Source organism: Myxococcus sp. RHSTA-1-4 (genome assembly GCF_020037125.1).
Taxonomy (GTDB): domain Bacteria; phylum Myxococcota; class Myxococcia; order Myxococcales; family Myxococcaceae; genus Myxococcus.
Genome location: NZ_JAIQDG010000001.1, coordinates 347,534 through 364,371 on the forward strand (window position 1 = coordinate 347,534; position 16,838 = coordinate 364,371).

General features: G+C 72.2%; 16 protein-coding genes. 6 read left to right on the top strand and 10 right to left on the bottom strand.

Annotation, left to right across the window (positions count from 1 at the left end; translation table 11 throughout):
* Nucleotides 1–3: 3 nt before the first annotated feature.
* The 7 genes from K8638_RS01430 to K8638_RS01460 all read right to left on the bottom strand — a co-directional run bounded on the left by K8638_RS01430 (nt 4) and on the right by K8638_RS01460 (nt 9,371).
* Nucleotides 4–4,881, bottom strand: a complete 4,878-nt coding sequence (locus K8638_RS01430) for a PilC/PilY family type IV pilus protein (protein WP_223752550.1) — start codon at nt 4,879–4,881, stop codon at nt 4–6.
* A gap of 40 nt (nt 4,882–4,921) precedes the next feature.
* Nucleotides 4,922–5,443, bottom strand: a complete 522-nt coding sequence (locus K8638_RS01435) for a hypothetical protein (protein ID WP_223752551.1) — start codon at nt 5,441–5,443, stop codon at nt 4,922–4,924.
* Nucleotides 5,444–5,446: 3 nt separating this feature from the next.
* Nucleotides 5,447–6,565 carry a PilW family protein gene (locus K8638_RS01440; protein WP_223752552.1) on the bottom strand — a complete coding sequence of 373 codons (1,119 nt, stop codon included), beginning with the start codon at nt 6,563–6,565 and terminating at the stop codon, nt 5,447–5,449.
* Complete coding sequence (locus K8638_RS01445; protein WP_223752553.1) at nt 6,562–7,158, bottom strand: prepilin-type N-terminal cleavage/methylation domain-containing protein; 597 nt, start codon at nt 7,156–7,158, stop codon at nt 6,562–6,564. The genes K8638_RS01440 and K8638_RS01445 overlap by 4 nt, the downstream gene beginning before the upstream one ends.
* 5 nt (nt 7,159–7,163) lie before the next feature.
* The gene (locus tag K8638_RS01450; RefSeq protein WP_223752554.1) at nt 7,164–7,931 is read right to left on the bottom strand and encodes a prepilin-type N-terminal cleavage/methylation domain-containing protein; all 768 of its coding nucleotides are present in this window, start codon (nt 7,929–7,931) and stop codon (nt 7,164–7,166) included.
* A gap of 172 nt (nt 7,932–8,103) precedes the next feature.
* Nucleotides 8,104–9,012, bottom strand: coding sequence for a hypothetical protein (locus tag K8638_RS01455; protein ID WP_223752555.1), 909 nt, complete (start codon nt 9,010–9,012; stop codon nt 8,104–8,106).
* Nucleotides 9,009–9,371: a hypothetical protein gene (locus tag K8638_RS01460; protein WP_223752556.1), complete on the bottom strand. Its 363-nt coding sequence runs from the start codon at nt 9,369–9,371 to the stop codon at nt 9,009–9,011. The genes K8638_RS01455 and K8638_RS01460 overlap by 4 nt, the downstream gene beginning before the upstream one ends.
* A 40-nt stretch (nt 9,372–9,411) precedes the next feature.
* Here K8638_RS01460 and prmA point away from each other — a divergent pair, with 40 nt between their 5' ends.
* Nucleotides 9,412–10,278: a 50S ribosomal protein L11 methyltransferase gene (gene prmA / locus K8638_RS01465; RefSeq protein ID WP_223752557.1), complete on the top strand. Its 867-nt coding sequence runs from the start codon at nt 9,412–9,414 to the stop codon at nt 10,276–10,278.
* 51 nt (nt 10,279–10,329) lie between these two features.
* On the opposite strand, the gene K8638_RS01470 is transcribed toward prmA, so the two are convergent.
* Nucleotides 10,330–11,454, bottom strand: a complete 1,125-nt coding sequence (locus K8638_RS01470) for a metal-dependent hydrolase (protein ID WP_223752558.1) — start codon at nt 11,452–11,454, stop codon at nt 10,330–10,332.
* Between the two features lie 239 nt (nt 11,455–11,693).
* On the opposite strand from K8638_RS01470, the gene K8638_RS01475 reads away from it, so the two are divergent.
* The 3 genes from K8638_RS01475 to K8638_RS01485 all read left to right on the top strand — a co-directional run bounded on the left by K8638_RS01475 (nt 11,694) and on the right by K8638_RS01485 (nt 13,871).
* Nucleotides 11,694–12,743, top strand: coding sequence for an AraC family transcriptional regulator (locus tag K8638_RS01475; RefSeq protein ID WP_223752559.1), 1,050 nt, complete (start codon nt 11,694–11,696; stop codon nt 12,741–12,743).
* A 109-nt stretch (nt 12,744–12,852) separates the two neighbouring features.
* Nucleotides 12,853–13,344 (top strand): DUF962 domain-containing protein, encoded by a 492-nt coding sequence (locus K8638_RS01480; RefSeq protein WP_223752560.1) that lies wholly within the window; start codon nt 12,853–12,855, stop codon nt 13,342–13,344.
* Between the two features lie 11 nt (nt 13,345–13,355).
* Nucleotides 13,356–13,871 carry an Mpo1-like protein gene (locus K8638_RS01485; protein ID WP_223752561.1) on the top strand — a complete coding sequence of 172 codons (516 nt, stop codon included), beginning with the start codon at nt 13,356–13,358 and terminating at the stop codon, nt 13,869–13,871.
* 19 nt (nt 13,872–13,890) lie between these two features.
* Here K8638_RS01485 and K8638_RS01490 read toward each other — a convergent pair whose 3' ends face one another.
* Nucleotides 13,891–15,216: an adenylate/guanylate cyclase domain-containing protein gene (locus K8638_RS01490; protein WP_223752562.1), complete on the bottom strand. Its 1,326-nt coding sequence runs from the start codon at nt 15,214–15,216 to the stop codon at nt 13,891–13,893.
* A gap of 45 nt (nt 15,217–15,261) precedes the next feature.
* Nucleotides 15,262–15,465, bottom strand: coding sequence for a hypothetical protein (locus K8638_RS01495; RefSeq protein ID WP_223752563.1), 204 nt, complete (start codon nt 15,463–15,465; stop codon nt 15,262–15,264).
* Between the two features lie 253 nt (nt 15,466–15,718).
* Here K8638_RS01495 and K8638_RS01500 point away from each other — a divergent pair, with 253 nt between their 5' ends.
* Both K8638_RS01500 and K8638_RS01505 read left to right on the top strand, forming a co-directional pair.
* Complete coding sequence (locus tag K8638_RS01500; RefSeq protein ID WP_223752564.1) at nt 15,719–16,453, top strand: 16S rRNA (uracil(1498)-N(3))-methyltransferase; 735 nt, start codon at nt 15,719–15,721, stop codon at nt 16,451–16,453.
* Between the two features lie 113 nt (nt 16,454–16,566).
* The gene (locus tag K8638_RS01505) at nt 16,567–16,833 is read left to right on the top strand and encodes a GlsB/YeaQ/YmgE family stress response membrane protein (protein WP_223752565.1); all 267 of its coding nucleotides are present in this window, start codon (nt 16,567–16,569) and stop codon (nt 16,831–16,833) included.
* Nucleotides 16,834–16,838: the final 5 nt, after the last annotated feature.

The window sequence follows — 16,838 nt, forward strand, 5'->3', positions numbered from 1 at the left end:
TGGCTACTTGCAGGCCCGCGCGTCCACGTGGCGGCAGACGTGGACGCTGCGCGGCACCTCCACCCAGGAGATGTCGGACGCGGGGTTGGAGTTCTCGCGCAGCGTCTCCTGCGTGGGCGAGCTGCCCACGCCCATGTCCAGCGTGGTGTAGCGGATGGCCCCCGTGCGGGAGAGGGTGATGAGGCTGGCCGGCTCCGGCGGCGGTGACACCACGTCTCGCGACTTGAAGGGCATGTAGCCCACCAGGTTGCCGTGTTCGTCGAAGAGCTTGAAGCTCTCCGCCTGGTCCGGCCAGCCGGTGATGAAGTCCATCTGCCACGAGCGGCCCACGTCGCCCGCCCCCGCCGCGCGGCAGGTGCCGGGCACGGACACCGGTGGAGTGAAGGAGGGCCAGAAGACGATGCCGCCGAGGAGGCTGGAGCCCGCGGCCGTCTTCTCGTCCAGGCCGCCGTAGCGAACGAACCAGCCGGCCCCCGTGGTGGACGCGCGCGGCAGCGAGGCCAGCGCGTCCGGCGTGAGGTAGCTCTGCAACGTCCCATCCGGCAGCCGGCGCGCCCGCAGGAGGTCCGGCGGCACGGTGACGTCGCGCAGGCCGCAGCCCTGGCCGGTGGGACACGCGTCGTCCGTGTCCGTCCAGCGCAGCGCATCCAGGGCCTGGGCGGACGCGGCGTCCGAGAAGACGCGCGCGCCGCCGTAGTTGTAGAAGCCCACGTAGGTGTTGCGCGGCACCTGCTCGCGGTCCGCGTTCCCCAGCCGCAGGTCGCTCCTGCCCCCGGAGGCGAGCCGCCGCGACTCGCAACTCCACCGGCCGCCCACCAGCGTGCACTCGCTCTTCGAGCCCGACGGCACGGTGGCGTTGGGAGGGAACAGGTAGCTGCCGGAGCCCAGCGCGGCGCCGCCGCAGTCGATGGACAGCCGCGTCAGCTCCAGCTTCCCGGCGGAGCACACGCTCACCGGCGCGCCCGAGGCCGTGTCCTCGTTCCGGGTGAGCACGCCGCCGGTGTACTCGAGCGCGTGGGTGCGCGACACGCCGCCCACCGCGCCGGCCAGCGTCAGGGCCACGTCACACCGCATGCGCACGCAGGCCAGCAGGTTGTCCGGGCCGCACGCGTCGCCCTCCGTATCGCGCAGGTGCTGCCGGTCGCCGGTGCCCAGGTACGTGCGCAGCCAGCCCGTCTCCGGCTGGAGCGTGTTGGAGGCGATGTGGAAGAAGGGCGTCTTCTGGTGGGCGGGCGCGTCCCGCGCGATTTCGAAGGTGCGCGCGCCGTGCCAGTTGCTCACCGTCCCGCCGGAGGTGTCCCCCGGCTCGAAGAGGCGGAAGGTCCACACCTGCCCGCCCAGGTCGCCCACCACCACCGTGTCGAAGAAGCCGTCCTGGTCCGCCTTGATGTCGAGCGCCTTGCCCACGTCCACCAGCGCGGGCGCCGCGGCCACCGGCATCATCGGCTCGCCGGTGAAGCTCCACAGCTTCTGTCCCGTCCACGCGTCCACCACGTACAGGCCGCGCCCGCGCGTGAGGTCGGCGCTGTACCCGCCGTTGAGGAACACGGCCCAGCGCTCCTCCCAGCCTCGCGACTCACGCTCACTGCGCAGCCGCACCGGGCCGATGGGAGGGGGCTTGGGCGCGAAGTTCATCCACGCCTGCCCCATGCGCGTCGCCTCCGCATCACAGGCCTGGGGGAACATCCAGCGGAAGGAGCCGGCCGCCCCGGCCACGTTGCCCAGCATCCCGTACGGGTCCGTCACGTCCAGGGCGCTGTAGCGCTGGCCTCCGCTCCGCTCGGTGATGACGGCCAGGGTGCGGAACTCCTCCGGCTGCTTCACGCCGTCGGCCCCGCCGCCGAGCCCGTCCACCCAGACGTCGCGCACCATGGGAGTGCCGTCCACGAGGTACTCGTGCCCCCGGACGAGCAGCCCCAGCTTCGGCAGCAGGTCCGGCGGGATGAAGGCCCACAGCTCCTGGCCGGTGCCCAGGTCATAGAGGTCGTCCAGCACGGTGCCGCGCCGGCCCGAGTCGAGGGCACTGCCCGCATGCACCGCGTGCAGCATGCCGCCGTTGGAGCCCACCAGCAGGAAGCGGTCCCGCTGTCCCCGCGCCGCGAGGTATTCGCCATAGGCACCGTAGTTCCCCTCCCTCATGCGCAGCGGCGGCTGCATGGGCGTGGCCCGGTAGCACGGCGTCGCGGACGGGCCGCTCCCGCACACCGGCTCCGACGAGGGAGGTGTGCCCTCCTGGACGTAGTCCGCATAGAGCGTCCGCAGGCACTGCGGGGCCAGGCCCATATCACACAGGAACGGCTCCGCGGGCGGCTCCACCAGGATGGGCGAGGAGTGGAAGATGTCGCCCAGCTTGCAGGAGCGGCGGCTGTCCCCGGTGCACGGCCGGTCCTCGTCGCGGTCCTTGTCGCCGTCCGCGTCGAAGACGTCCTGCCCGCGCACGAAGCGGATGACGGCGCGGGCGCACTCGGCCTCCTCCGCCGCGCCGCCCGTCCACACCCGGTCCAGCCGGGCGAAGACGTCCGGGCAGAAGGTGTCCCCCCCGGCCAGCAGCAGCGGGCGCAGGTCCTCCGCGTTCTGCTCGTCGAAGGGCACCGGCGGGTTGTCCGCCGCGTCATAGCGGCCATTCCCGTCCCGGTCCTTCAGGGTGAAGATGCAGCGGCCCCCCGTCTCGCGGATGGGCGTGCCCGGGCTGCCGAGCTGCTCGCACGCAGCGGAGGCGCTGCGGCGGCCGAGCGTCTCGCCCAAATCCCAGAAGGGCACCGCCGGCGCCCCCCCCTCCAGCCGGCCCTCGGCGTTGCGACGGGCCGTGGCGGCCTTCACCCACTCGCCGGAGACGTTCTCCTCGACGATGTTGTTCGCGGTGAAGGCAGTGGGCGCCGGCACGCGGCCGGGCCCGGGAGTGAAGCCCGCCGGCCGGTCCAGGTAGAAGGAGTCCTCGCAGTCCCCGTCGTCGTTGAGGTCCAGCGGGTCCCCGGCCTCCGTGCGGGCGCGGGCCGCGTCGCAGCCCTGGGAGAACTCGCCATAGAAGTAGAAGCGGTAGAGGTGGCCTTCGTACGGCTGGCCCCTGCGAGGGATGAAGCGCGGCACGTAGGCGGAGGTCTGCGAGCTGCCGGCCTGCACGCTGGCGACGCTGGCGGAGGAGAAGGAGGTGGCCGTCTCCCGCAGGTCGCCGATGGCGGTCATCAGCGCATCACGAAGCTGGCCCGGCTCGTCCGCGCGGTAGAACCGGCCGCCGCCCGCGTGCGCCATGCTGCGAAGCATGGGGCTGTTGTCGCCATAGCCGATGGTGTACGTGCGCACCGACTGCATGCCGTCCAGGTCGCCGCGCAGGTCCGTGTGCGCGAGGAAGAAGGCCACGTCATCCATGTAGTTGCGGTTGTGGGTGTCACCGCCCTTGGGGCCGCTGGTGTCCTCGTCCAGGCCGTCGCCGTTGGTGTCGATGAAGTAGTCGCACTCCTCCTTCGTGGCGCCGTACCGGTCGCAGTAGTTCACCCCGCCCGGGTTCCCATCCACGCCCGGGTTGAAGGTGAGAAGCGTGCCGTCCGGGTGCCTCGCGCCCGCCGCCTTCAGCATCTCCAGCATCTTGAAGACGGGCACGGTGTTGTCGTTGTCCGGCCGGCCGTCGGACAGGACGATGACGGCGCTCGCCTGGCAGGCGACACAAACGGACCTGTCCTCGCCACCGCCCTCCAGCGGCAGCGGGTATTCGTAGCCGCCGGACAGGTGGGTGAAGTCGTGTTCCTTGCGCGCCCACGCGTTGCCGCGCCCGTCCGCGTCGTCGCGCGTGCCGTCCGGTCCTCCGGGGTAGCCCTCCGTGGAGCCCAGCGGGTTGGTGAACCAGCCCGCCCACACGTTGTCCCGCTGCTGCGAGGAGAAGTACGCCCCGAGGCTGTAGAGCGACTCGCCGATGGAGCGCTCACTGTTGATGAACTCCACCTGGTTGACGGCCGTCACCAGCCCGGAGCGCTGGAGGTCGTCCTCGGAGAAGAGGGGCCACGTCTTGTCGCACGACGGGCGCAGGGGCCGCAGGAGCCAGGCGGGGTCGAAGAGGTCATCGCTGTGGCTGAAGGTGGCCACGCCCATGCGCAGCTCCGGCACGGTGTTGATGACGTCCTTCAGCACCTTGCGCGCGCTGACGAACTTGGGCGGCCGCACGTTCAGCACGCGGCCACTGAGCACCCAGCGGCGGCGCCCGCCACCGTCCGTGTCGCCGCGGTACCAGCCCACCGAGCCCAGGCAGGACGCGCAGGCCGCCTGCATCGCCGCGTCCCGGGGCCAGTAGCGCGCGCACGCATCCTCGGGGCTCGCGCTGCCCTGTGTGCCGCTGAAGTTCCGCAGCACCGTGTAGGCGGTCATCGAGTCGCCCGCGTTGTCGCTGTTGTCGCGCCGCTGCAGCGGCAGGCGCGTGCCGTAGGACAGGTAGTACTGGTCCGGGTCGAAGAAGCCGCGCCCGGCCCCCAGCGCGGCGTCCGGGTCGAAGACGCGCGAGCCGTTGAGACGGGGGTTCGCCGACTGCCGGTCGAACCAGGACATGGCGGTGCGCAGCTCCGGGTCCTCGCAGCCGGTGACGTCGGGGATGGACTCCGGCTCCGGCAGCGGCGTGTGGAAGTCCTGCATGGAGGCGTTGTTTCCCAGCAGGAAGACGGCGGAGGGCGGAGGTGTCTGCGCCTCGAAGAACGCCTTGTCCCCGCCGGACGTGAGCTGGAGCATGGCATCTCCCGTCGCCAGCGGGCCGGTGCAGCACGCGGCGCGAGGCGGCGGGTCCATGGCCCCGGAGAGGGCGAGCCCGGCGGTGAGGAGGACGGCGGCCCCGGTCAGACTTCCCGCGAGGGCGGCACGGCGGCGGAGGGCAGGACGGAGGAACGTGGGGGACAGGCGCATGGGGAGGCTCCTGCGTGGGGAAGGGATGGGGTGGCCGGGGCTACAGGCCGAAGCGGACGGTGAACTCGACCTCGCTCTGCGCGCCGCGGCCGTCCACGCAGTGGACGACGACCTGGTAGGTCTGGCCGCCGAGCCCGGAAGCGGGGGCGATGACGTTGGTGAGGTCTCTCGCGCTGGAGCGGCGGCCGAGCGTGGCCTGAGGCACCAGCCTCACGCCGCTGATGGCGGGCGGCTCGCCCAGGTGCCCGCTGCGGATGCAGCGCGCGTCATCGGTGGGCGTGGCGCCGTTGCACCCGGGCAGGCCCGCCAGGTCGAGCCGCTGGTCGGTGGGAGCGAGCTGCGTGGGCGAGCCGCCGATGAGCCGGAAGCGCGACAGGAGGTACTGGCGGCCGGCGTCGGCGCAGGCCACCAGCTCCTCGCTGGAGCGGAAGCTGCTGGCCGCGCCACGCTCGGAGCCGGAGAAGCCGATGGCGGCCATGGCCAGCACCGTCACCACCGCCAGCAGCACCACGACGAGCAGCAGCACCGCGCCCCGGGAGGGGCGCACGGACGTGTTCTTCATGGTTCAGCCTCCAGCGCAGAGGAGCCCGTCGGCGGGCGCGCGGCCCTGACACGCGCCGGGCGTGGTGGTGTCCTGGGAGTAGGCCGGCAGCGGCATCTCCGTGGAGCGGAGGTTCCGGGGCAGGACCGTGGTCTCATAGAGGAAGCGCCGGAAGCCGGCCGGCGCGGGCAGCACCGGCTCGCCGGGGAGCGCGGGGAGGGAGGCCTCCATTCCGGCCTCGCGCAGGACGGAGTCCGCCCGCGTGGCGCGCGCCACCATGCGCAGGCGCACGGCGCGCACGTTGGCCGGGTTGCGGTTGCGGCGCAGGGGGGAGCTGGCCGGCGTCTCGTACGTGGGCGGCGGGTGGCCCGCTTCCCACGTGGGCACGAAGGCGGTGCCGTCCTCGCGCAGGAAGGTGACACGCAGGGCCTCGATGCCCTCGGCCACCGGCTCGCCCACCGCGTCCGGCCGGGTGCCCAGGCCATGCGCGCGGAAGAGGTACGGCCGGTCCGCCGTGGCCGGGTCGCCGTCGTCGTCCACCATCCGCACGGAGTAGTCGTGCACGTCCACCTTGAAGACGCGCGCGGGCAGGCCCGGGGCCCCGTCGAAACACGGCTCGTCGAACACAGCGCCCAGGTCCGGGAAGGTGCCCGTGGCGGGGCTCAGCGGCAGCAGCGTGGCGCCCGGAGCCGCGGGCACGTCCTCGGCCAGCCGGCCGTAGCCCCAGCGCATGGCACCGGGGCAGACGACCTGGAGCACCTGCCCGCGGCGCAGCGGCACCGGCAGCGACGCCACCCGGAGGCCTCCCGCGGAGGCGCCGTCCTGGAGCACGGCGGCGCTGAACATCAAATCCCGCGAGCGCACCACCAGCCGGTCCGACGCGTTGGGCCCCGTACCCTCCCAGCCCGCCGGCAGGCCGAAGGCATGCTCGGGCTCCAGGCCGTAGCCCGCCATGCGGAGCTGCCGCGTCAGGTCATGCAGCGCCTGGCGCATTCCGGCCTGCCCACCGCGGATGCCCTCCTGCGTATAGACGCCGCGGGTGAAGGCGATGAAGGCCGCGGCCACCGCCGTCACGGTGAGCATGGCCACCGCGGTGCCCATCAACATCTCAATCAACGTGAAGCCCCGGCGCGAGCGCATCACCGGCCCCCCCCGATTCCCGTGAGCGCCACCGGGTTGAACTTGACGGCCTGGCTGGTGATGCGGCGGACCGTCGCGCCCTCGGGCCACGTCACCAGCACCCAGACGACCTTGCGCGCGCCGGAGTGCGCCAGCCCCGGGGGCACCGGCCGGCCATCCGCGTCCACCTCCTGGACGATGAAGTAGCGCCGGTAGCGGTCCCACGCGCCGTCGCCCACGGGGAAGTCCGCTTCCGTCAGGCCCGCCCAGGGACGCGAGCGGAGCTGCGTCTCGCCATGGAGGCAGGCGACGAAGGCGGCGTGGCCGGGCGCGTTCGGGTCCAGCAGCACGCCGGCCGCGTCCGTGGGGTCCTCCGCGCACGGGGAGCCGGAGGGCACCAGCCGCGCGTCGTCGTACGCCCACAACTGCACCTGCGCCACCAGGTCCGTGGCCACGGCGACGGCGTGCACGTGGCGGCGGGCGCTGGCGGTGGCGGTGCGCGCCTGGATGATGGCGCCGAGCAGGCCCGTCATGCCGAGAAGGAAGACGATGGAGGCGACCATCGCCTCGATGAGCGTGAAGCCGGCGGCGCGCCGGCGGGAGTGCATTCGGGACATGACGTTCACGGGTCGCGGGAGAAGGAGCGGAAGAGGCCGGTGTCCAGCAGCACGAGGGCGCGCACGTCGGCGTCGGCCTCATGCCCGCCGAAGACGATGGAGCCCGCGCCGCGCGGGTCCTCCCGGCCCTCGGCGTCGAGGAGCGCCACGCGCCCGTCCGGCTCGAAGAGGATGGCGCCACGCACCGTGCCCCCATCCGACGAGCAGAAGGTGCAGGGCCGGTTGTCGGGCACCTGGCAGAAGGGAGGCGGGAAGGACCAGGAGCCATCCATCGTCCCCGAGGACAGCTCCACCGAGGGCGCGCGCGGGTCGGCACAGGCCGGCTGGATGGGAGGGTTCGCCAGCGAGCGGAAGCCCGAGGGCGCCAGGCGCACGGCGTCTCCGAAGAGCCCCATGCCCAGCACCTGGAACCCGGAGCCGGACGGCGCCGGCAGCGGCGGCTGAAGCTCGTCCGGCCCGCTCCAGCCCGGCCGCGCCGCCATGCTCTCATCCAGCAGGAACCACGGGTCCACCACCGTCCAGTAGCGGATGCGCGCGTCCGGCCTCGCGGAGCCCTCGGCGGTGTCGATGAGCACCGCCGTGCGGACACCGCGCCCCAGGCTGTGAGCGCGCGCGGCGGACAGCGCCGCGTTCAGCTCCAACACCCCGCTGGACATCCGCGCCCGCGCGGGCAGCACGCCCAGCGCCATGACGGACAGGGTGAGAAGGATGGAGAGGATGGCGAGGACGACCACCACCTCGATGAGCGTGAAACCCCCTCGGTGACTTCGCATCGGCCCCAGCCCCCCAAGCTGTGAATTCTCGCGGCCCTCGCACTCGAATGCGTGCGAGCCCGCTCGCCCACGCCCGCCACCTCGCCCGGAATGAACGGTGGACACGCGTTGCGGGTTTCACCCCGTACCGGAGGGCAGGTGCGTGGATTAGCGAACGGTGCTGTCCACGCACTCACTCTTCATTCGCGAGAATCGAGTCGAGAGCGTCCAGCAGCGGGCGGACGGGAGCACCGGGAAGCGTGGTGCAGGTCCGCGCGAGCCCGCGCCTCATGCGCAGCCGCTCCGGGTGCTCCTTCGCCTCGCGGGCCAGGGCCTCGGGGTTCACCGGCGCGGACAGCAGGATGGCGCAGGTGCGGAACGTCTCCAGCCGGTCGCGGTCCTCCTCGTCGAGGAGGACGGGCGTGCCGTCCAGCAGCAGTCCGGTGAAGGACAGCCCGCGTACCTCGTCCGCGGTGAGGCGCAGCGCCGCATTGGAAGTCATGCGCGCCGGGGGCGGTGGACCGTGTCCTCCGGCCAGCTCCACCACGCCATCCGCGGGCTGCGCCTGGCAGGGCACCTCGCGCAGGGCGACCATCTCATCCATCTTGCGCGTCTCGCGCTTCTCGCCGCTCCGAGACAGCTCGACGATGCCCGTGACGAGCGCGGGCACGCCGAGGATGAGCAGCGCGGTGCCCCACCCCGTGGCCAGCTCGCGGTTGGAGGCGCCGTAGTGCCCCGTGCGGTCGATGGCCATCAGGCGCGGCTTGTCCGAGAAGAGCGTGCGCCCCACCAGCAGGAAACCACCCACGGCGGTGAGCGCGCCGCCGGTGCTCACGGACGGCGCGGCCCCCCGCGAAGAGTAGGTGGAGATGATTTCCTCGGCGTACTCCTCGTGGTGCTCCGTGCGGCAGATGTCCGCGGTGGTGAAGCTCACGGTGAGCTCGGGCCACTGCGCCTGGATGTCCGCGAAGGGCTGACGCTCGCCCAGCGCCTTCTCCTGGGTGTAGGTCCGCAGCACCGGCCCGCGCTCCGTGCGCCGCTCCACGTCCAGGGGCGCGCACCCCACCGCCAGGACGAGCACCGCCGCGCCGGCCCGCCTCATGGCTGGCCTCCCCGAAAGAAGCCCACCACGTCCTGACATTCCGAGAGGAACTCGAGGGTGTCCGAGCAGGCCGGGGCCTGCTGGGTGGTGATGCCCTGGCGCAGCAGCGGCTCGCGGCAGGTCAGGAAGCGCTCGCGCGTGGGTGTCGAGAAGGCGAAGTCCTCTGCCTCACACCCGGTCCGCTCCAGCAGGGTGGCCTCGCAGTCGAGGCCGGGGGAGAGCTGCGCCGACACGCCGGGACAGGCGGACGAAAGGCACAGGCGGGTGACGACATCCTGGCAGAGCGCCGCGTCGGGGGCCGGGGGGCCGGAGCAGGCAGCCAGGCAGCACAGGGGCCACAGGATGAAAGGGTGTTTCACAGCGCTTCCACGCTAGGCACAGGGGGATTAAACGGCCCGCATGTCCCAGACCTATTTGTCACTCACAGTGGAGTTGCCCGAGGAAGCGTCGGAGGCCGTACAGGACCTCGTCCATGAGTCGGGTGCGCTGGGCCTCGAGGTGAGGGACCGCGAGACGCCCCCGATGCCGGGCGTGCGCGGCCCCCAGCCGGGCGAGGCCATCGTCATCGGCTACTTCGAGGACCGGGAAACGGCCGAGGCCGCCCAGGCCGAGGTGAAGGAGTCCTTCCCCGCCGCGCGGGTGAGCCTGGAGGAGCAGCCGCAGCAGGACTGGAGCAACGAGTGGAAGTCGCTCATCAAGTCCGTGCACGTGGGGCGGCTGTGGGTGGGCCCGCCGTGGGACGTGGCGAACGCCCCGGCGGACGCGGTGCGGCTGGTGATTGAGCCGAAGATGGCCTTCGGCACGGGAGACCACCCGACGACGGCGCTGTGCCTGGCGGCGGTGGACGCGTACATGAAGGACCACCCCGGCGCGAGCGTGCTGGACGTGGGCACCGGCACGGGCGTGCTGGCCATCGCCGCGAAGAAGCTGGGCGCGGGCCGGGTGGTGGGCACGGACAATGACCCCACCTCCGTGGAGCTGGCCCGGGAGAACATCGCGGACAACGGCACCCCGGACATCGACGTGTCCGGCAGGGAGCTGACGCAGGTGGAGGGCACCTTCGACCTGGTGCTGGCCAACATCCTGGCGAACACGCTCATCGAGCTGGCACCGCTGATTGCGCCCAAGGTGAAGGACCGGGCGATTCTCGCGGGCGTGCTGGCGCACCAGCGCGCGGACGTGGAGGCGGCCTACCGCAACCTGGGCTTCACCGTGCTGCCCGGCGCCCAGCAGGGCGAGTGGGTTCGCATCGACCTGAAGCGCTGACGGGCACCGCGGTGTGGTGGCACCGTTCCTCCGGCTTCGAGGGACGGTGCCCTACTCCCGGGTCCGTGTCTTCACGGGCCGGAGCTCCCGGTCCAGCTCCACCACGGCGGTGCCCAGCCCGTTGCCCTGCATGCGCGAGTAGCGCACGTCGCGGATGGAGACGCGCCAGCCGTCCGGCGTCGGGTCGACCCGGTACGTGGGCAGGCGCAGCCAGTTGGCGAGTCCGCGAATCTCCGGCGCGGACAGGGCCGCCAGGATGACGGGACCGGGTTGGGGCTCGCGTGGCTGGCTCGGGTCGCTGAAGCGGAAGCGGTCCTCGCTGCCGGCCAGGAAGTTCGCGCTGACGAAGTGATAGCGGTCCGGCGCCAGGGCGATGATGTCCCGCCTGAAGGGATTGGCCGGAATGGGGCCGGCGAGGGTGCGCTCCACGTCCAGGCCCTGCGCGCGCAGCCACGCCTGCGCCCCGGGCGCCGCCACCTGCGAGCCCACCAGGATGGCGCCCAGGTAGAGGACGAGCGCCACGCCGCACACGGTGGCCACGCGCTGCGCGGAGAGCAGGTGCATCCCGCGCAGCCGCAGCCAGAGGATGGCCGCCACGCCCACGGCCCACAGCACCTTGGCGGGCCACGGCACGAAGCTGGGAAGGGTGACGAGCGCGGTGGTGGCGGCTCCCAGGACCAGCCAGCCCGCGGCGGACCCTCGCGTCCGCGCGTCCGCCATCACCACGGAGGCGCCCGCGAGCAACCACACCCACGGGTCGATGATGAAGAGCGTGTCCCCGTAGAACCACGTCCCGTCGAAGGGCATCAGCAAGCGCACGCCATACGTGTTGAGCCAGTCCAGCGCGGGGTGGCTGAGCACGGACAGCACCGAGCACACGAGCAGCGGGCCGAAGCGCGCGGGCGGCAGGTCCGGATACTTGCGTCTGCGCACGTACCGGTCCCAGAGCAGCATCAGCCCCGTGAGCACGAAGGGCCACAGCGCCAGCGCGAGCACGCCATGCGTCCAGCCCCGGCGCCAGTAGAGCGCCGCGTCCGAGCCCGCGAAGGTGACGAAGCCATCCACGTCCGGGAGGTTGGCGCCGATGACGAGCGTCGCGGTGGCCAGCGGCGTGGTGCGCTTCAGTCCCGCCTCCGCCATCCACGCACCGAGGAGCGAGTGGGCCAGGTTGTCCATGGGCGAGAAGCACTCCAGAAGGTGACCAGCCGGATGCCCGCCATCCCGGGCACGGCGGGTGGCATGACATTGGCCGTTGCCGTACGGCGCGCCCTCACGGGGCCGGCCACTCCCACAGGGCATCAGTATAGGAGGCGCGCGATGAGCAAGGAGCCCATTCCCCCCTTCCCATCCTCCTGAACGGCCCCGCCGCGCGCCCATTGGGCCCGGCGCCCGGGACGGAGTAGCGTCCCGCCCGCGTGGAGACGCCGACCCCTTCCCGGCCGCCAACCGACGTCCGCTCGCAGCTCGTGGGCCCGCTGCTCGCGTACCTGCGCGCGACGGGGCATGACCCGGCCCCGCTCGTGGAGCGCTTCGGGCTCCCCGCCCATGCCGAGTCCCTGCCCGAGGTCACCCTCCCGCTGACCACGCTCCACGCCTTCCTCGACGCGGCCGAGGCCCTCTCCGGCGACGCGTTCCTCGGCCTGCACGTGGCGCAGCGGGTGCCGCGCGGCACGTACGGCCTCGTGGAGTACATCGCCCGGGCCTCGCCCACGGTGCGAGACACCTTCCGCTCCCTGGCCCGGTACATGGCGCTGCTGGAGCCCGCCTGGCACGCGTCCTTCCACGAGGCGGCCGACGGAAGCGGCACCTTCGCCTACGGCATCCCCGGCGAGCCGCTGGCCTACGGCCGCCATGCCAGCGAGTACGGCCTCGCCCTCTTCATCCACGTGGGACGCCAGCTCACCGAGCGCCCCTGGAACCCGCGTGCCGTCGCCTTCGCCCACCCCGCCCCGCCGGACATCCGCCCCCTGGTGGAGCACTTCGGCGTCACCCCGGAGTTCGGCGGCGGGCTCAACGTCCTCACCCTGGACGCGGCCACCCTGGACCAGCCCGTGGAGGGCGCCGACCCCGCCCTCCTCTCCGTACTGGAGCGCGCGGCCGGGGTACCTCCGGTCGCCACATCTTCCGCTGAACCGCCGGTGCCCGACTTCGTCCAGCGGGTGCGCGAGGCCATCCGCGCCTCGCTGCGCGAAGGAGCGCCGCAGGTGGGCGACGTGGCGAAGGGGCTCCACGTCAGCCTCCGCACCCTCCAGCGCCGCCTCTCCGAGCACGGCACCGCCTTCCAGGACGAGGTCGACGCGGTGCGCCGTGAGCTGGCCTTCCAGTACCTGAAGGACCCGCACCTGGGCGTCAGCCAGGTGGCCTTCCTCCTGGGCTACGCGGAGCTGAGCACCTTCGACCGCGCCTTCAAGCGCTGGACGGGTTTGACGCCCCGCGTCTGGCGCGAGGGCGCGGAGAGCGCCTGAGGCTGGCGCCGGATGCCAGGAGATTGGCGCATCCGGCCAGGAAACGTGGCGCGACTTCACCTAGCTTATCGAGCCCCCCACACCCCGCCATTCCTTGGAGGACGGACACATGCTCAAGCCCCAGGTGGTCGCCCTGTTCGACGAGTACTACTCCTCGCACCAGCACCCCACCAACCGCCTCACGCACAAGATCGCCATCCCCATCATCATCCTGCACATCGTCGCGATGCTGGACTGGGTGAAGCTGGTGGCCGTGCCCGCGCTGCCCGGCGGCGTGCTCACGCTGGGCATGGTGGCGATGGTGACGACCGCCATCTGGTACCTGCGCGCCGATGTGAAGCTGGGCCTCGTGGTGATGGCGTTCATGGTGGCCTGCCTGCCCGTGGGCCGGATGATTCCCACGTGGGGCGTGGTGGGCATCGCCGTGTTCGGCTGGCTGGTGCAGCTCGCCGGCCACGCCGTCTGGGAGAAGAAGTCCCCTTCGTTCCTCACCAACCTCGTCCACGCGCTGGTGGGCCCGCTCTTCTTCGTCGCGGTGCTCTTCGGGGACTACGTCCTCAAGCCCGTGCCACAGCCCGGCAACACCCCGGTCCGCGCCTGAGCCCCTCCGCCATGAGCTTCGCCGCCAAGCTGCGCGCCTGGATGCCCCTGCACGAGAACGGCGTCAGCCGCGCCGTGCACTTCGTGGGGGCGTACCTGTTCATCTTCGCCCTGCTCGCGCCCCTGAGCCTGGTGCGCCTGCCCGTGGGCGGCCCGGGGCTCACCGCGGCGCACGTGCTGGTGGCGGCGGTGGTGCTGTACGCCGTGACACTGGAGTGGACGGCGGGGCTGCTGATGGCCCTGCCCCTGGTGCCCACGCTCGCCGCCGCCGAGTCCGTGGCGCGCCTGCCCGGAAGCACCGTCGCCGCCGTGGCCGTGGGGGTCATGGTGGTGCGCTTCGCGCTCGTCATCGGCGCGCACGTCTTCTTCGAGAAGAAGACCCACGGACTGTCGCTGGGCGGGCCGATGCTCTTCTTCATCGAGCCCGTGTACCTCCTCACGCTCGTGCTGTTCGCGCTGGGGCTGAAGCGGGAGCTGCACGCCCGGGTGATGGCGGGCGGCGAGCCCTCGGCCGGGCTGGCGGCGTGAGGGGCTGAAGTCCGGGCCGCTACGTCCCCGTGGCGGCCTGGACCGCGGGCACGACCCCGGAGGGGAGGCGGCGCTCGAGCGTGTAGACGACCACCGCCTCGCGCCGGCCCCTCACGTGGGCTTCTCCCAGGCGCTCGCCGGCGAAGCGTTCGCCGCCCTTGAGCCAGGTGCTCTCGCTCACCAGGATGTCCACGCCATGCGCCTTGGTGAGCCCCTCCACGCGCGAGGCCAGGTTCACCGCGTCGCCGATGACGGTGTACTCGTGCTGCTCGGCGCCGCCGAGCATGCCCGCCGCCACGACACCGGTGTGCAGGCCGATGCCGATGCGCAGCCTCGGCTGGCCCTGCTGTTCCCGGTGCGCGTTGAGCTCTTGCAGCTTCGCGCGCATGTCCAGCGCCGCCCGCATCGCCAGCTCCGCGTGGTCCTCACGCTCGTCCGGCACGCCCCAGCACGCCAGCATCCCGTCACCCAGGAACTTGTTCACGATGCCGTCGCGGGCCATGACGATTTGAGTCATGTGCGCGAAGTAGTCGTCCAGCAGCTCCAGCACCTCGCGCGGCTGCAGCGTCTCGCTCAGCGAGGTGAAGTCGCGGATGTCGCTGAAGAGGATGGTCACCTCGCGCTGCACCGGCTGGAGTGACTCGTCCCCGAGATGCATCATCCGCTCCACCAGTTGCTTCGGCAGGAAGCGGGAGAGTCCGTCACGGCGGCGCAGGTTGAGGAACATGCCGCCCACGTCCGCGTTGGTGAGGGCGATGAGGGTGCCCAGGGCCACGTAGCAGCAGACGACGAAGCTGACGCGCGCCGGAGAGCCGTGCCCCGTCATCCCCGCGAGCAGCGCGTACCCCATGGACGACAGCACCGTGGACAGCAGCACGTGCAGCCACGAGTAGCGCGCCACCGAGAAGGCCAGCACCATGCCCAGGCTGCCGGCCAGCATCCCGGCGTCGAAGTGGCCCGTGCGCGTCCAGGTGTGCCACGCCATGAACGAGAAGAAGCTGGTGTCCACCACCGTCGTGGGCAGCGGGAACCATTGGGCCCGGCGGGGAGCCGGCTTCTGGTGGCGCAGCACGACGATGGCGGTGAGGGAGAAGAGCAGATAGCCGGCGATGGCCAGGAAGCGCGCCTCATCCATCACCGGCGCATAGGGCTCGGTGCCCCACCTCGCGACGAGGAACTGGCTGAAGGCCATGAGCACCAGCACCGCGAGGCGGACGACGGACACCCGGCGCTCCCCTTGCAGGGAGCTGTCCGCCAGAACCATCTCCTCGTTGGCCCGAGCCAGCGCGAAGCGGGCCACGGTGGTGTCGCGGCCGTGGCGGTGCCCCTTGTCGCGTCGGCGCATGTTGACGTCGTCCTCCAGGTCCAGGTCCGTCCGAAGCGCGGGGGTTCAGTGGAAGCGCAGCGCGCCGGTGGCCCGCGGCTCGCCAATGGGCTCGCCCCGGGTGGTGCGCGGCACCGGCTCCGCATGCTGCCTCAACTCCGCCACCGGCAGCGAGAGCCCTCGCCGCTCCCCCACCTGCCGCGGCACGGACACGGAGTGGAGGGACTCGACCCGCCCCGAGCGGGTGGTCTCGATGGTGAGCGTGGACATGGCACGCCGCCATAGCAGGACCGGCGCCGCTTTGCTCGCCCGCCCGCCCCGGGCCGTCCGCTTCCTCGCCTGCCCCACCCTGGCGGGACAACCCTCGAGGCAGCAAGGAAGACTCGCCGCCGCTCGGCAAGAAGCCCGAGGACGACAGCGCGGAAGAGTGAGCCGGCGCTGGCGCGGGGCGGCGGCTTCCTGTTGAAGTCGCGCCCCCTGACACGGGACGCACAGACCCGCCGTCCCGCCGGAGGAAGTCACCGTGGTCCGCCTCTTCGTCCCGCTGCCGGAGCCCGCCCCCACCGAGGTGGAGCTGACCGGAGAACGCCGCCACTACCTGCTCCACGTCCTCCGACTGGAGGAAGGTGACGCGCTGGAGGTCTTCGACGGCCAGGGCCGCGCCTTCGAGGCGCGCGTGCGGACCGTGGGCACGGAGGCCGTGCGCGTGTCGCTCGGCGCCGTGCGCGTGGCCCCTCCGCGCCGCGCGGTGAGCGTGCTGCAAGGGCTGCCCAAGGGGGACAAGCTGGAGTGGGTGCTGCAGAAGGGCACGGAGCTGGGTGCCGCCGCGTTCCACCCCGTGGCGACGGCGCGCAGCGTGGTGAAGCTGGAGCCGAAACGCGCGGAGGAGCGCACCGCGCGGTGGACGAAGATTGTCGAGGAGGCCTCGCGCCAGTGCCGCCGCGACGACGTGCCGCGCGTGGCGCCGCCGGCCCCGCTGCTGGAGGCGGCGCGCGCGCTGGCTCCCGGCACCGTGCTGCTGGTGCTGGACGAGGAGGAGTCCTCGGTGCCCCTGGGCGAGGCGTTTCGCGCAGCGGGCCCGGGCACGCCGGTGGCGCTGGTGGTGGGGCCGGAGGGCGGGCTCGCGCGCGAGGAGGTGGATGCGCTCGGAAGACTGGGGGCTCGTGGCGTCACCCTGGGCCGGCGCATCCTCCGGACCGAGACGGCGGCGCTGGCCGCGCTCGCGGTGATGATGCACCTGGACGGGGAACTCGGATAGCGGGCGGCCGGGCAGCCGGCCGGTGTGCGCGGGTTCACACTGTCACGTGGTGATTCCTACGTTTCTGCCGTCCGGGACCGCATGAGGTCCCCCAACACAGGAGAGAGACACTCATGGGGATCATCGCATTCATCGTCATCGGCCTCATCGCGGGTCTCATTGCCCGCGCCATCCTTCCGGGACGGCAGAGCATGGGCCTGTTGGCCACGACGTTGCTGGGCATGGTCGGCTCGCTCGTGGGCGGCTTGATTGGCTCTCTGTTCCAGCGTGACGGCAAGCTCTTCGACCTGCACCCGGCAGGCATCATCATGTCGGTGATTGGCGCCATCGTCGTTCTCTTGTTGGTCGGGGCAGCGGGACGAAGGCGCGTCCATGCCTAGGGGTG

What these genes read in the sequence shown, in the direction of transcription:
- K8638_RS01430 (WP_223752550.1), bottom strand. Translation starts at nt 4,881, where the DNA reads ATGCGCCTGTCCCCCACGTTCCTCCGTCCTGCCCTCCGCCGCCGTGCC.
- K8638_RS01435 (WP_223752551.1), bottom strand. Translation starts at nt 5,443, where the DNA reads ATGAAGAACACGTCCGTGCGCCCCTCCCGGGGCGCGGTGCTGCTGCTC.
- K8638_RS01445 (WP_223752553.1), bottom strand. Translation starts at nt 7,158, where the DNA reads ATGTCCCGAATGCACTCCCGCCGGCGCGCCGCCGGCTTCACGCTCATC.
- K8638_RS01450 (WP_223752554.1), bottom strand. Translation starts at nt 7,931, where the DNA reads ATGCGAAGTCACCGAGGGGGTTTCACGCTCATCGAGGTGGTGGTCGTC.
- K8638_RS01455 (WP_223752555.1), bottom strand. Translation starts at nt 9,012, where the DNA reads ATGAGGCGGGCCGGCGCGGCGGTGCTCGTCCTGGCGGTGGGGTGCGCG.
- prmA (WP_223752557.1), top strand. Translation starts at nt 9,412, where the DNA reads ATGTCCCAGACCTATTTGTCACTCACAGTGGAGTTGCCCGAGGAAGCG.
- K8638_RS01470 (WP_223752558.1), bottom strand. Translation starts at nt 11,454, where the DNA reads ATGGACAACCTGGCCCACTCGCTCCTCGGTGCGTGGATGGCGGAGGCG.
- K8638_RS01480 (WP_223752560.1), top strand. Translation starts at nt 12,853, where the DNA reads ATGCTCAAGCCCCAGGTGGTCGCCCTGTTCGACGAGTACTACTCCTCG.
- K8638_RS01485 (WP_223752561.1), top strand. Translation starts at nt 13,356, where the DNA reads ATGAGCTTCGCCGCCAAGCTGCGCGCCTGGATGCCCCTGCACGAGAAC.
- K8638_RS01490 (WP_223752562.1), bottom strand. Translation starts at nt 15,216, where the DNA reads ATGCGCCGACGCGACAAGGGGCACCGCCACGGCCGCGACACCACCGTG.
- K8638_RS01495 (WP_223752563.1), bottom strand. Translation starts at nt 15,465, where the DNA reads ATGTCCACGCTCACCATCGAGACCACCCGCTCGGGGCGGGTCGAGTCC.
- K8638_RS01505 (WP_223752565.1), top strand. Translation starts at nt 16,567, where the DNA reads ATGGGGATCATCGCATTCATCGTCATCGGCCTCATCGCGGGTCTCATT.